The 13,566-nt window shown below is 43.8% G+C and carries 12 protein-coding genes; 6 read left to right on the plus strand and 6 right to left on the minus strand.

Translation table 11 applies throughout. The features are described from left to right. Window position 1: 1 nt before the first annotated feature. Window positions 2-931: a LysR family transcriptional regulator gene (locus ACMXYT_RS09365; protein ID WP_415898450.1), complete on the minus strand. Its 930-nt coding sequence runs from the start codon at window positions 929-931 to the stop codon at window positions 2-4. Between the two features lie 149 nt (window positions 932-1,080). On the opposite strand from ACMXYT_RS09365, the gene ACMXYT_RS09370 reads away from it, so the two are divergent. Continuing rightward, the gene (locus tag ACMXYT_RS09370; RefSeq protein ID WP_415898451.1) at window positions 1,081-1,530 is read left to right on the plus strand and encodes a carboxymuconolactone decarboxylase family protein; all 450 of its coding nucleotides are present in this window, start codon (window positions 1,081-1,083) and stop codon (window positions 1,528-1,530) included. A 47-nt stretch (window positions 1,531-1,577) separates the two neighbouring features. Here ACMXYT_RS09370 and ACMXYT_RS09375 read toward each other — a convergent pair whose 3' ends face one another. Together ACMXYT_RS09375 and ACMXYT_RS09380 are read right to left on the minus strand one after the other, a co-directional pair. Next, entirely contained in the window at window positions 1,578-3,509 is a 1,932-nt protein-coding gene (locus ACMXYT_RS09375) for an alkaline phosphatase D family protein (RefSeq protein WP_415911361.1), read from the minus strand. A gap of 130 nt (window positions 3,510-3,639) precedes the next feature. Beyond that, window positions 3,640-4,593, minus strand: coding sequence for a DUF3179 domain-containing protein (locus ACMXYT_RS09380; RefSeq protein ID WP_415911362.1), 954 nt, complete (start codon window positions 4,591-4,593; stop codon window positions 3,640-3,642). 130 nt (window positions 4,594-4,723) lie between these two features. Here ACMXYT_RS09380 and hisI point away from each other — a divergent pair, with 130 nt between their 5' ends. Then, window positions 4,724-5,143, plus strand: a complete 420-nt coding sequence (hisI, locus tag ACMXYT_RS09385) for a phosphoribosyl-AMP cyclohydrolase (protein WP_415898454.1) — start codon at window positions 4,724-4,726, stop codon at window positions 5,141-5,143. Window positions 5,144-5,209: 66 nt separating this feature from the next. Here hisI and ACMXYT_RS09390 read toward each other — a convergent pair whose 3' ends face one another. Then, window positions 5,210-6,220, minus strand: a complete 1,011-nt coding sequence (locus ACMXYT_RS09390; RefSeq protein ID WP_415898455.1) for a rhodanese-related sulfurtransferase — start codon at window positions 6,218-6,220, stop codon at window positions 5,210-5,212. A gap of 304 nt (window positions 6,221-6,524) precedes the next feature. Here ACMXYT_RS09390 and ACMXYT_RS09395 point away from each other — a divergent pair, with 304 nt between their 5' ends. After that, on the plus strand, window positions 6,525-8,405 hold the full coding sequence (locus tag ACMXYT_RS09395) for a methyl-accepting chemotaxis protein (RefSeq protein WP_415898456.1): 1,881 nt from the start codon (window positions 6,525-6,527) through the stop codon (window positions 8,403-8,405). Between the two features lie 150 nt (window positions 8,406-8,555). On the opposite strand, the gene ACMXYT_RS09400 is transcribed toward ACMXYT_RS09395, so the two are convergent. Next, window positions 8,556-9,134 carry a transglutaminase-like domain-containing protein gene (locus tag ACMXYT_RS09400; protein ID WP_415898457.1) on the minus strand — a complete coding sequence of 193 codons (579 nt, stop codon included), beginning with the start codon at window positions 9,132-9,134 and terminating at the stop codon, window positions 8,556-8,558. 280 nt (window positions 9,135-9,414) lie between these two features. Here ACMXYT_RS09400 and ACMXYT_RS09405 point away from each other — a divergent pair, with 280 nt between their 5' ends. The 3 genes from ACMXYT_RS09405 (at window position 9,415) to purU (ending at window position 12,969) form a co-directional block, all read left to right on the plus strand. Further along, window positions 9,415-10,299 (plus strand): LysR family transcriptional regulator, encoded by an 885-nt coding sequence (locus tag ACMXYT_RS09405; RefSeq protein WP_415898458.1) that lies wholly within the window; start codon window positions 9,415-9,417, stop codon window positions 10,297-10,299. Window positions 10,300-10,544: 245 nt separating this feature from the next. After that, window positions 10,545-11,957, plus strand: a complete 1,413-nt coding sequence (locus ACMXYT_RS09410) for a coniferyl aldehyde dehydrogenase (RefSeq protein ID WP_415898459.1) — start codon at window positions 10,545-10,547, stop codon at window positions 11,955-11,957. Between the two features lie 154 nt (window positions 11,958-12,111). Beyond that, a complete protein-coding gene (purU, locus tag ACMXYT_RS09415) occupies window positions 12,112-12,969 on the plus strand; it encodes a formyltetrahydrofolate deformylase (RefSeq protein ID WP_415898460.1) in 858 nt (285 codons plus the stop codon). A gap of 126 nt (window positions 12,970-13,095) precedes the next feature. Here purU and ACMXYT_RS09420 read toward each other — a convergent pair whose 3' ends face one another. Further along, window positions 13,096-13,497, minus strand: a complete 402-nt coding sequence (locus tag ACMXYT_RS09420; RefSeq protein ID WP_415898461.1) for a VOC family protein — start codon at window positions 13,495-13,497, stop codon at window positions 13,096-13,098. Window positions 13,498-13,566 lie beyond the last annotated feature (69 nt).

A 13,566-nucleotide genomic window follows, 5' to 3' on the forward strand; every position in this document is an offset into this window, starting at 1 on the left:
CTTAATCCGAAATATGCTCAACTAGAAAATCGATAAAACTACGGACACTCGGCTTGAGATATCGACTGCCTTGATAGATCGCATAGATATCTCCGCTACCCTGCTCATAAAGCGATGGTGTCCACTCTGGCATGCATTCAATCAGGCTTCCATCGTTCAGATGATCCTCCACCATCCATCTAGCGATCAATAAAATACCGGTTCCTGCAATGGCCGCTTCAACCAGAGGTGAGCCGCCTTTAGAAGATAAATTGCCGGTCACCAGAACCTTTTTATATTTCTTAAAAGAGCTCTGTAGAGAGTTCTTCTCAGAGCTCAGTTTAGAATTAAAATGCCAATAACAGCGCTGCCGCCCTTGATTCAATAACAAGCAATTATGATCTGAAAGCTCACTCGGTTTTGCAGGCGACCCGAATACATCTATATAACTCGATGATGCACATAGCACCATTCGGTTCTCTATGAGTTTGCGGGCACGTAAATCTGAGTCTTCTGGTTTACCAATTCTAATACCGATATCGAACGCACTGCTTTTCAGATCGACCAGTTGGTTATCCAGCTCAATCTGTACATTCACTTCTGGGAATTGCTTGAGAAATGCTGGAATTATTGGCGAAACCTTTTGCCTGCCAAAACTCTCAAAAACAGAGATTTTTAGCTCCCCTTTAGGTTCCGCATTTGCATCTTTAACGGAACTGACTAAATCATCGGCATCCGCTAAAAGTAAATTAGCACGTTCAAACAGCTGTTGACCGTGTTCAGTCAGAGACAAAGATCGAGTACTGCGCTTAAAAAGCGCAACGCCTAATTCAGCTTCTAATTTATCAATACTTCTCGTAGCCGAGGATGGCGCGATATTAAGCGCTTTGGCTGTTTTAGAAAAACTCCCCAAATTAGCCACCTGAATAAATATCCGTAGTAACTCAAGCATCTTTTCTTACCCTGTTTGCACACCTTAATTATCTAGCCTTAACTTTTGCAAAATACGCAAAATTGTTCCGCTTTTATAACAGATTCTAAACATTCTTGCTTAGCGCCAAAATAATCAAATCATTCAACGTTATTGATTAGGATTGAAACATGCTACAGAGAATAGACTTTGTTAAGTCACACACCTCAGCATTTAACACTATGTTACAGATGGAGAATTACCTCTCAGATATAAGCATCGGTTATAAGTTGAAAGGATTGATCAAAATACGGGCATCCATGCTAAACGAATGTGCATTCTGCATCGATATGCATACAAGCCAGGCACGAGCAAAAGGCGAATCAGAACAACGTATTTATGCGCTATCTGCGTGGAGAAAATCGAAGCTATTTAACGAAGAGGAAAGAATTGCTCTTGCCCTTACCGAAGAGATTACTTTAACCAATCCACAAGACCTAAGCGATCAAACTTACCAGCAAGGACTAGAGCAATTTGGTGAGAAAGGTTTTGTGGAAATCATCATGCAAATCACTGCAATCAACGCATGGAATAGAATTGCGATTGCAACAAGGATGGAAAAAAGCGCAGATGGAGAATAGATAAATAGTTAACAGGAGCAATCTATCATGCATTGCTCCTGTTATCGTTAAGAGCGAGACTTAGGCTTTCTGTAAGGGAAACTTATATCACCACCTTGAGCCTTGAGCACGCTCACTTCAGTAGGCTCACCAACCTGATTTAGCTTAACTAGTCCGACGCCACTACCATTAAATACCCTTTTAGCCGGCATACCTTCAGGGATGCGAGAGCGAATCTGCATCCGTCTACGTTTGGTAAACCAGTTAAGCGGTGAACGACTGCCATAAAGCCATCGGTTCATTTTATCAAAGAGATTCAACAAAGCATGTGGGAACTCATTCTTTAAACCACTGCAGGTGATTTGCCAAATATCTGGACTGTTTTTCCGGAAACGAATCTTGATGTCATAAGCAAAGGAGTAATGCACATCACCCGACAAAATCACAAAATTCTGCGGTGTCTTAGGATGACGGAAGATATTGAGAATCACATTGGCAGAACCTGCATGAGCCATCCAGTTTTCAGCATCCACCATCAGCGCATGGCCAAAGTAGGTAAAGATCCGCTGAACTGTCTCGATGAGTTTCATACCAAAAATCGGTGCGGGAGAAACCAAAAGCACTGCGTCTTCACCAATAAGCTCTTGCTGCAGTTCAGACAACGCCTCCCAATCCATTAATCCTGAAGGTTTAGCCCCACTACTTTCCGACCACCAGCGGCGAGTGCGGGTGTCCAAAACCACCAGTTTGGGTGACGTGTTAAGACAGTAACTCCAGGCTTCAAACTCAAGCACCTGAGTAATCAGATCATTCCTAACTTCCCCACCGTCTGCAATCGCATCTTGCTGAACCAGCTGCGTCCATTGCTGCGGGAATTGATCAGGGGCATTCCCCCAGCCCTGACAAAGCCAATAACCGATTAGCGCATTACCGATAATGCTTCTGGAAAACGGATGACTATAAGCCGCTTCTTCCCAACCTCGGGTTAGGTTCCAATCATCAGTAATATCATGATCATCAAAAATCATATAAACAGGAATTTGAGCTAAAGCACGCTGAACGTCAGGTAAACCGTTAACAAATAGATCAATCTCTCTCTGTTCATCTAAGTATCGATCGATATATTTATCTGAAACTTCGCCTGCGTTTAGTGAGATATGACGCCAAAGCTGTGGTGACCAGACCAAGAAATACATCGCCAACATCTCAGCCAATGTAATCAGATGATTGTGTGCCGTATCCGCAGTAAATATCGGTTTCTCTGCTCCGGCAAAAAAGCGATCGGCCAAATCTTGCCCTGCAGGTGTTTGCGGTAGCAACTCTTCACGTTCGTAATAACAATGCTCACTTTTATAAAGTTCGGCGCTGTTCCTTACCGTAGCTCCCTCTATCAACTCAGGCGCTAAACCGAGTAGATCTATCGTCTGATGTATGGCCGATAGCATTGGCCCAGCGACATCGTCCGCATAGATCTGATCACCCGACATCATCAAAAGCGCAGGGCGAGATTCAATATCGTCTATTGAACTTTCTAATACTTGATCGACGCGTAGCAGCGCATCTTCGGATGCATAGTGAGGTTTACGGCAAGAACCATGCAGCACCTGATCCAGCTGAGTTTTTAGGGCAAACTTGGGGCGGTCTTCACCTGGATAAACCAGGTGGGGCAACAGGCTTTTTAAATTCTGAATTTCACCCCGAACTTCACACTCAAGATCATAAGAAAACCAAGTATCAGTGGAGAGGGAGTGCTCCGGCCGATACTCAATTAAATTGATAAAAGCAGATTTACCCACCTGAATAGATTGGTTAATCGAAGCACAATCTACCTGAGCAACAAGCTCCTGCTCCTGATAAAAATGGAAAGAGCCTTTTAAGGGCTCAGAGGTAACCAGCCACAAAGCAACTTGGTCAGGCGTAACTTTGCGCAACAAAGGCCCAGCAATAATAAAAGGCAACAACGTATTCTGTTTTTCAGATATGCCTAAAGCGTTCGTCATCGGTGATTCGAATCCATCTTTTACTAACTAAATCTAACTCCCCTACAGTCTAACGACCTTTTGACTGTAGGTTCAAATACCATTTTGGGGCTTTATCTAGAGACTTTTAATAAATAGTTTATCAGCTAAATCACTGAGCTTTATAAACATCTGTGTCGGGATGGAAGGTATACCAAGCAAACCAAAACGAGTTGACTGCCGGATAAGGTTTACCTGTTTCAGTATCGACAACCTCCCCCGTACGAGACGATGCATTAAACTGCAGTTTAAACTGCCGGCCATTAAAATCGTCTAGCAGCTCATTATTTGATGTTTTGGATAGTTCAGCAAAGGGATACGCCTTAAATGTTCCATCCACCTCCACACCCAAAACTCTTTCTTTGGGATGGTAAGCTTGGCTTCGGAACTCCACAGGAAAATACAGCACAGGGCTTTCGTCATAACTGCCATAAGGACTTTGAGAATAGTCCCTTGAATATCCAGTATTACGACTGAGCACTTCACCATCGGGGTAACGAGCTTTCCACTCTTTCCAGGTCATCTGATTCAATGGTAATTGAATGAGTTTTTGACCTTTGAATTTCCCGGTCACGGCCTGACTTTTTAACTGTGACCAGAGAGAATCTGACTGACGATCGTAGAGCAGAACATCACTGTTATATAACAAGCCAGAGACACCAAAGGTCAGCGCCTCACCATTCATATCAGCAGAAAACGCCATGCCTGTTCCGCATAGAGGACAATAACTGATCACAACAGGCTGACCGCCAAAATTATCATTCACGATCTCATGCCAGTTTAAGATATTAATAGGATATGCACGGGTAATACCGGCCAAGGTTAGGCTCAACACTTGTTGATCATCATGCCAACCGCCCGCTTGCTTCGCCGCTATAAATTCAGGCCTATCAATAGAAGGAATGCCATCACGCGCTGGCCCGCCTGGAAGGATTTTTTCGGCTGGGATTAGACTATCGGAAAGATCAAACCCATTATGCTCAGCAAACACCGAACACGACTTAAAACAAACCAAGGTGACGAGTATTGCGATAAGGAAGGCTAAAAGGCTTGTCCGTGAAAACATAGTGCAGTCTCAAAATTCCAGTTACTGGTTTGAGCACAAAAGAGGACAATGATTCAATTTAATTGTCCCGCCCCTTTCAATTCCTTGTGTTATGATGCCCGCAGATTTTACTTGTAGCAGAGAAGCAACAATGAAAAACAGTTTTTACTACGACTTAGAGTCTGGCGATAAAGGCAGCCAAACAGATCTAAGCGCGGCACTTGATAACCTTCGCTATAACGAAGACGGTCTGATCCCCGCGATTGCTCAGCAAGCAGAGACTGGCGAAGTGTTAATGATGGCGTGGATGAACCGCCTTTCCATTGAAGAAACACTAAAAACTGGCCAAGTGTGTTATTGGTCTCGTTCACGCCAAAGCTACTGGCGTAAAGGCGAAAGCTCAGGCCACGTACAAAAGCTAGTTGAGATGCGTATCGATTGTGATGGCGATACGCTTTTATGCCTAGTGAATCAGTCGGGTCCGGCTTGCCATACAGAACGTTCTAACTGTTTCTTCCACGCTGTAAAAGAAGACAAGATTGAGATCATTTCTGAATCTTGCTGCAAATAAGCAATTTCAGATAGATATAAAAAAACCATGCCTTGGCATGGTTTTTTTTGTTTTGATCAAGGCTGATTAGCCTTTAGAACGCTCTTTTTGCGCTGCGCGATAAGCGGCTTTGGCATCACGATGCGCTTGAACAGCATCTTGCACATCAGAACCTAGGTGAGATTCACCACGCTCCTTCGCTAGCTGTACTTGATGTTCACGTTCACGGAAACGCTGCTTTTGTGAATCACTCATCTTTTCGATACAGTGCACACAGCTCACACCCTTCTCGTACGAAGCGAGTTGCTTTTCCTCTTCTGTAATTGGCATACGGCACGCGTGACATTGATCGTAGTCACCTACTTCCAAGCCATGTTTTACAGAAACGCGGCTATCAAAGACAAAGCAATCACCTTTCCACATCGAATCTTCTTCATCTACCTCTTCAAGGTACTTCAGAATACCGCCTTCTAGGTGATAAACCTCATCAAAACCCTGCTCTTTCAAATAGGCTGTCGATTTTTCACAACGAATACCGCCAGTGCAGAACATGGCCACTTTCTTGTTCTTCTCTGGATCAAGATTTTCAGCAACGTACTGAGGGAATTCACGGAATGTCTTAGTCTCTGGGTCAATCGCATTTTCAAATGTACCGATCGCCACTTCGTAGTCATTACGCGTATCGACCAAAACCACATCAGGATCAGAAATTAGCGCATTCCAATCTTTTGGTTTTACGTAGGTACCCACCACTTTTTTAGGGTCGATACCTTCAACACCCATAGTCACAATCTCTTTTTTCAATTTAACTTTGGTACGCATAAAAGGATTGCTGGTATCGAACGACTCTTTGTATTCGATAGGATTCAGGCGGTCATCTTGCTGCAACCACGCTAGCACTGTATCAATACCTTCGCGGCTTCCCGCGATCGTGCCGTTGATACCTTCATTAGCTAGCAATAAAGTTCCGCGCACGCCTACCTTTTGCATGCAATCGGACAATGGTTCTCTTAATGCTTCAAAGTTTTCCAGTGTAACGAATTTATAAAGAGCACAAACAACCGTCTGCTCTTCTGTATTTTGGGGTAAATCAGACATACAAGCTCCGCTAATTGGGACGTAAACCCAACGCAAAATATAAAGCCCCAGCCAATTTGACTGAGGCGACAACAATTTATCTGCACAACAGCAGATCTTGGGCGAAGATACTACCACAAAAACCAAGCGTTTAACTCAGGTACTTTGCATATTCTCCTCGATAAACACTCAACAATTTCATAATCCGAAATTGCCTTCCAAATATCTGGTCTAGAATAACTAGTTATCAACGCAGGGAAATTGCCCTGCCTAGCTATTCTTAAACTGGTCATAAACTTGAAGTCTCGTCTTTGAGGTTAACTGTATGAAAGTTTCACACAAGGTTGCCCTACTCGCTTCCACTGTTGTTGTCCTAACCTTTGCTATCTATTCATGGATTCAATACAGCAGCGTCAGAGATGCTCTGTATGAGAAAACAGAGCAAAGTACCCAAGAAGCCACCTTGGTCCTGAGCTATCAGATAACCAACTGGCTCAACGCCAAATTAAAACTGATCGATATGATGGCGGAGAGCATCAACGCAGACTTTTCTCAAGAAACCATACAGTCCACCTTCGATAATCCAATCCTTAAAAAAGAGTTTATTTTGATTTTTGGTGGCCTAGATACCGACGGTAAAAAGATAACCAATGACCCAGAATGGAACCCAACAGGTTGGGATGCACGAAAACGCCCTTGGTACCCTTATGCAAAACAAAATGACAGAGCGGTATTAACCGACCCTTATGCCGATGCTGCCAGTGGCGAAATCCTTATCTCAGCCGTAGCTAACTTCTACGATAACCGTCAATTCAAAGGCGCATTTGGTGGCGATCTAAGCTTAAAGACCGTATCCGATGCTCTGAACACCCTTAACTTCAACAACACCGGTTACGCATTCCTGCTCAACTCAAACGGCAACATAATCAGCCATCCCAACGCAGATATGAATGGTAAATCCATCAATGAGTTATTCGATGGCACTGCACCTAGCTTTAACCGTGAGCTAGCCGAATCATCCGTTAACGGCGATACCGTATTTGTCTCTTTTAGTAGGCTAGAAGATCTTCAAGGTAGCCAATGGCTAATAGGTGTAGTTTTAGATAAAGGCCTTGTAATGGCCGATGCTAATCAAATAGGTATCACTGCTCTCATTGCAACGATTATCAGCGCTCTTATCTGCAGCGGTGCTTTATATGTGACCGTATCTAAGCAGCTACTTCCTCTAGAAAACCTTCGTAGCTCATTAGTCGAGATAAACAGTGGCGAAGGCGATCTGACCAAGCGCCTAGAAGTTAAAACTCAAGATGAGTTTGGCCAAGTATCTACGGACTTCAACCAGTTTATTGGCTACCTTCAGGATCTAATCATTCGGGTAAAACAGATCTCCTCAGATGTACGCTCGAATAGTGACCACACCTTCAATTCAGCTTCTACAGCAGCTAATGAGCTTGAAAAACAACTATACGAGCTCGATCAATTAGCCACAGCAATGCACCAAATGTCCGCCACTGCTCAAGACGTAGCAACTAATGCACAGCATGCTGCAGATTCTGCACAACGCGCGGACTCAGCAGCCAGTGATGGTGTGGCGGTCGTGTCAAAAACGACAGCATCGATTAGCCACTTAGCGGGAGATATGGAAAACATTGTGAATACCGTCAACGAGCTAGCCGGTTACAGTAACAATATCGAATCCATACTCACCGTGATCACTGAGATAGCAGACCAAACCAACCTACTTGCCCTTAACGCCGCGATTGAGGCAGCCCGTGCTGGTGATAAAGGCCGAGGCTTTGCCGTAGTAGCCGACGAAGTCCGTGCTCTCGCCTCCAGAACTCAGCAATCGACTGAAGAGATCAAAGATATGATTCAGCAGCTCCAGTCTGGTGTAAGAAACGCTGAAACAACCATCACACAAAGCCGTGAACTAGCAGCACAAACACAAGACGTTGCCAGCGAAGCGAATAATGTTTTGAATACTATCCGCGACAACATCCAAGAAATTAACCAGATGACAGTGCAGATTGCCACCGCGGCAGAACAACAAAGTGCTACATCAGAAGAGATCAACCGTAACACCACTAATATCCGCGACCTCAGCCAATCGGTGGCTAACAACGCAAAAGAACAGGAAGCCAACTGCCATCAAATGACTGACCTGACGCGTAAGCAAGATGCTGAACTTGGGAAGTTTAAGGTTTAAGAGCAGGACGCTGCTGCGCAGCTGTAGGGGAAAGCTGCTAGTTGTTAGTGACTAGAAAAAAGCTTTGAGGCGCAAATCGTAGGGTGCAATAGCGAAACGTATTGCACCGTTAGAATTATGTATTTGTGTAATACGCTCCGCTATTACACCCTACTTGCTTACAAGTTCGATATCAGGAAAATTATCCGCCACTTCCTGATAGGTTTTGCTGTTGGTAAGCACCTCTATCACAACCGACAAAGGCTCAGCCCAAATTTCAGGTAAATCTGCTTCCCCTTCCGTCACTATCGGAAAAGCTAATTTCTCGATCGGCGGACAGAATTTAGCCGAAACGCCCTCTTTGTTTCCCCTAGCGTCCGCGCGATACCAGCCATACCTCTCTAGATATATGGCGTTAAGACCATGAAGACAAAAAGGAGGGACATCTGTAATTGTCAGACGTTGATAACATAAGCCAGCAGGAATGTTATTAGCCCGTAACAGCGCAGCCAACAGGTGGCTTTTAGCGTAGCAATAGCCTGTACGATGCTTTAGAACATCTGATGCCTTGCAAGTTACAGGGTTTAGCTCGTTATCCTGGCTATGCCTTATTTCATCACGCACAAATTCAAAACATCGACTAGCAATCTCTTCTGGATCAGGGGAACCACCAGCAAGGTCTTTCGCCTGAGTGAAAACATCAGTATGTTCCCAATCAATAAATTCTGAAGATGCTAAATATTTATTCATTTGCGAGCTCGTATAAGACAGCTAATTGGCCGCCTAGTTAACTAATTTCCAACAACATATATAAAGACTTTGAACGCCGCACTTAGTTTAAAGCAAGCATCAAACATGACAACTTATCTTATGCCCTGAGTCTTTTCCTCTAGCGGAGCGTCCTAAAAGGCGAAGCCGATCTCTAGCTGCGCAGCAGCGCCCTCTAGCGAAGCGTCCTTCTTTAATCGTTCCTTGCTATTAAAAAAAGGAATATATTCTTCAGATACACATAAACAAATGAGTACCTCTTATGCTCGATGTCTCGGATATCATCCTTCTCAAAACCGTTGCTGAGGAAGGGAGTATTAGCAAAGCTGCGGAAAAGCTGCATATGTCTCAGCCGACCTTGAGCAAGAAGATTGCACGTTTAGAAAAAGTATTAAAAGTTGAGCTGTTCCATAGACAAAGTACAGGAATGAACCCAACAGCGATTGCCAATTACTTGATTGAGAGTGGTGAGCAGCTTCGTGCAAAGCTGGATACTTTATGTCGTCATGTTGAGCTTCTATCCAACCTTGAAGGTGGGACATTAAAGATCGGGGTGAGCCCTATTGTTGAGCAACTACTTTTCCCAAAAGTTCTGATGGACTTTGTCGAAGAGTCCAACAATATAGAGATCTCATTTAAGGTGGATCTACCACAGAAGATACCGAGCTTAGTGCTTAACGGTGAGATTGATATAGGTATTGGCCCTGCACTACCTCAAGAGCGCGCTTCCGAATTAGTCATCAGAAAGGTTCAAAGTGCACGCATTGTCTTTGTAGTTAGAGCCGGCCACCCATTAACTGAAAGCAAAGGGACCCTCCCTACCGATGAGCTTAATAATTTCCCGGGTATAGGTCCTAGCGTAAACAAGTCCATGTCAGAGTTTTTACAAGAAAACGATGTTTACCTACCGTTTAAAATCACATGTGATAATTACCAGATCGCTAAATCGATCGTTATGACTTCCGATTACTTCACCGGTGGCCCGAGAGAGCTATTTACTAAAGAGTTAGATTCCGGGGAATTAGTGCAATTAGATATTGCTGAAGAGATACCTTGGCAATCCTACTGCATTACACGTCAAGAAACTGAATATGCACCTGCGGTTAAGAAATTCATTCAGATTCTGGAACAATATTCAGATACATAACCCCGTTCTGTAATAAGAGCTACCCGTAACTCTCTGAAATAAAATTATTATTCATTATTTTTATTACCCTTAGTAATTTTTGTAAATTCCTTAATACCTAGCTAGCGACTAATCTATCGATATGTTTTCAAGTGTGTGAGCGATTCCTCTGATACAGCAAGGTATGTGAATCCTTAGAAGTCCGGTAAAGCTTGAGCAATGAGAGGCATGGAAAGCGATTAAATGACTTTAGCCAGGGTAATAAGATGACTAATTTGAACCACATCTCGCCAGATAATTTACAGATCACCTTTCAGACGATGCGTGGCGCATACAATGCGCAACCAGCACCCTCTTATGCTGGACGCGTAACTGTCCTTAAAACCCTTAAGGCCTCTGTCATTAAACATGAGCAAGCGATCTATGATGCTTTGAAAAAAGATTACGGTTATCGCAGTGAGTTCGACACGCTTATTGCCGATGTACTTCCTAGCGTCGCGGGCATTAACTACGCGCTAAAAAATCTAAAGAAATGGATGAAACCTTCTAAACGTCATGCCGGTTTGATGCATTTCCCTTCATCGGTGAAAGTCCACTACCAACCTTTAGGTGTGGTCGGTGTTATTACACCTTGGAACTTCCCGGTATTCCTTGCACTCGGGCCTGCAATTCAAGCTTTGGCTGCAGGTAATAGAGTGATGATCAAAATGAGCGAGTTCACGCCTAATGCCAATCAAGTGCTACGCGAGATCGTTAAAGAGCTTTCCGAGTATATTCAGATTATTGAAGGCGAAGCCGATGTAGGTGCAGCGTTCTCAGCATTGCCATTTGATCATCTGATTTTTACAGGCTCATCTGCGGTAGGCAAACTTGTCGCTAAATCGGCTGCTGATAATTTAACCCCGATTACGCTAGAGCTGGGTGGAAAATCTCCAACCATCATTGATGACCAGATCAGTATGGATATTGCCGTTGATGCGGTGATCTTAGGTAAATCAGTCAACTCTGGGCAGATCTGCGTAGCTCCAGATTATATTTTTGTTCCTGAAGCGAGAGAAAACGAATTTATCTCTACCTTTATTGAGCGATACACCCAGTATCACTTGAACGGTGATAACCAGAACACCCAAACTCATATCGTTAGCGAAAGACAATATGATCGTTTAATGGCGTTTATTGAGGACACCAAAAGTAAAGGTGGCAAGCTTCACCCAGTCAAAGCAATAGAGAGTGATGCAGGACGACGTGTCTACCCTCACCTAGTGACTCAAGTATCTGAGGATATGAGTATTCTAAAAGAGGAAATTTTTGGGTCGATCCTACCAGTCATGACCTACAACAAAATCGAAGAGGTAACACGTTATATCAATGAGCGCCCAAGGCCACTTGCGTTGTATATCATGTCGAAGGATAACGCTTTAATTGATTACCTGTTAAACAACACCCATAGCGGTGGCGTATCGATTAATGACACTGCTTTGCACGCAGCTGCAGATGATGCTCCCTTTGGTGGTGTAGGTAATTCAGGTATGGGTCACTATCACGGTTACGAAGGCTTCCAAACTTTTTCGAAAGCGAAAACAGTACTTCACTCAAGTCCTTGGTTACCTAAAAACGCCTTTATTCTTAAAAACCGTGATTTTGTTTATAAGATTTTGCGAAAGTTTTTACTGAAATAATTTTGTGAAAAAAACTAAGATCCAATCAGCTCCTGCTACTGAATCAGGGAGCTGATTAGCACTTCCAATCAATCTCTATCCTTACGCCTCATTACCATCTATGGAGCTAAAAAAGATCGTCTAAACTTATTAAATATCTGATAAGGAGACTGAAATGACTAGCAGTTCATGGATACTCACGGCTAGCTGCCCCAGCGAACTGGGTACGGTTGATGCTGTGACGGGTTTTCTCTACGAAAACGAACACTATATAGAAGAGCTCCACTCCTTTGATGACGAGAGTAGTCAGCGTTTTTTTATCCGAGCATGCTTCAGAACCAATAGTCACTTTGATAAGAGTACATTCAGCCAGCGCTTTTCTCTCAGAGCTGAAAAGTTTGATATGCAATGGGAGTTACAGCCTAGTGATTACAAGCCCAGAGTTGTGATTCTGGTGTCTAAATTTGATCACTGCCTCAATGACCTGCTCTACAAAAAACAGATTGGTCAGCTAAACATCGAGATACCCGCGATCATTTCTAACCACCCCGATCTGAAAGATCTAGCAGACTGGTATCAGATCCCTTATCACCATCTTCCAATCACGCCAGAAAGTAAACAGCAGCAAGAACAGCAACTCTGGAAAATAATTCAGGAGACAAACGCCGATCTCGTTGTATTAGCTCGATATATGCAAGTGCTTTCTGATGAGCTCTGTCAAAAACTGGAAGGCTGGGCAATCAATATCCATCACTCACTCTTACCCGGCTTTAAAGGCGCAAAGCCCTATCATCAGGCTTATGAGAAAGGCGTGAAAACGGTGGGCGCTACCGCACACTATATCAATGCAGATCTCGATGAAGGCCCTATCATTGCCCAAGGGATAGAACCTGTTGACCATACCTACTATCCAGAAGATCTAATCGCTAAAGGAAGAGATATAGAACGCATCACACTCTCTCGAGCGGTGAAATACCATATTGAGAAACGGGTATTTCTCAATGGCAATAGGACGGTGGTTTTTAAGAAATAGGACGCAGCTGCGCAGCTAGAGATCGGCTTCGCCTTTTAGGACGCTTCGCTAGAGGACGCCGCTACGCGGCTAGAGGAAAAGCCTTTGCGGCATGGATCGTACGGATTTGTGTAATACGCTCCGCTATTACACCCTACTGGCTGGTTGATGAAACTCGATTACATTGTCATCAGGATCTCTAATAAAGAAAAACTGAGCACCCTCGTATTCAACTTCTCCAGTAATCGGGAAACCAAGCTCCTCAATGCTGTTTTTTGCGGAATTGTAATCGGTTATTTCAAGGGCAATATGTGTATAGCCGGGGTATTTAAGGTCTGCTTCCATCAACATATTCTTTTTAGGTGCCTCTTTAGAGGCATTCAAAATAAGATTGATGTTTATTCCCGATGGATGCTCAATAATGGCAACAGGCTCTGGCCCCACAGGACCAACAATAAATTCAAATCCAAGCTTCCCATAGAATTCACGAGAAACCTCCATATCCCGAACTCTCAAGCCTACATGATTTATTCTGGTGATCTCTTTCATGATATTTCCTAGATGTTGGGATTTATAGAGGCAGCTAACGCCCAGATCAACTGTGTAGCAAGCAGGCGG

The sequence above is a fragment of the Neptuniibacter sp. QD37_11 genome (genome assembly GCF_047778105.1).
Classification (GTDB): domain Bacteria; phylum Pseudomonadota; class Gammaproteobacteria; order Pseudomonadales; family Balneatricaceae; genus Neptuniibacter.

Bases quoted from the DNA above. Each gene is read 5' to 3' on its own strand.
- ACMXYT_RS09405 (WP_415898458.1), top strand. From the start codon at position 9,415: ATGCTCGATGTCTCGGATATCATCCTTCTCAAAACCGTTGCTGAGGAA.
- ACMXYT_RS09375 (WP_415911361.1), bottom strand. From the start codon at position 3,509: ATGACGAACGCTTTAGGCATATCTGAAAAACAGAATACGTTGTTGCCT.
- ACMXYT_RS09380 (WP_415911362.1), bottom strand. From the start codon at position 4,593: ATGTTTTCACGGACAAGCCTTTTAGCCTTCCTTATCGCAATACTCGTC.
- ACMXYT_RS09390 (WP_415898455.1), bottom strand. From the start codon at position 6,220: ATGTCTGATTTACCCCAAAATACAGAAGAGCAGACGGTTGTTTGTGCT.
- ACMXYT_RS09410 (WP_415898459.1), top strand. From the start codon at position 10,545: ATGACTAATTTGAACCACATCTCGCCAGATAATTTACAGATCACCTTT.
- ACMXYT_RS09370 (WP_415898451.1), top strand. From the start codon at position 1,081: ATGCTACAGAGAATAGACTTTGTTAAGTCACACACCTCAGCATTTAAC.
- ACMXYT_RS09400 (WP_415898457.1), bottom strand. From the start codon at position 9,134: ATGAATAAATATTTAGCATCTTCAGAATTTATTGATTGGGAACATACT.
- ACMXYT_RS09420 (WP_415898461.1), bottom strand. From the start codon at position 13,497: ATGAAAGAGATCACCAGAATAAATCATGTAGGCTTGAGAGTTCGGGAT.
- hisI (WP_415898454.1), top strand. From the start codon at position 4,724: ATGAAAAACAGTTTTTACTACGACTTAGAGTCTGGCGATAAAGGCAGC.
- purU (WP_415898460.1), top strand. From the start codon at position 12,112: ATGACTAGCAGTTCATGGATACTCACGGCTAGCTGCCCCAGCGAACTG.
- ACMXYT_RS09365 (WP_415898450.1), bottom strand. From the start codon at position 931: ATGCTTGAGTTACTACGGATATTTATTCAGGTGGCTAATTTGGGGAGT.
- ACMXYT_RS09395 (WP_415898456.1), top strand. From the start codon at position 6,525: ATGAAAGTTTCACACAAGGTTGCCCTACTCGCTTCCACTGTTGTTGTC.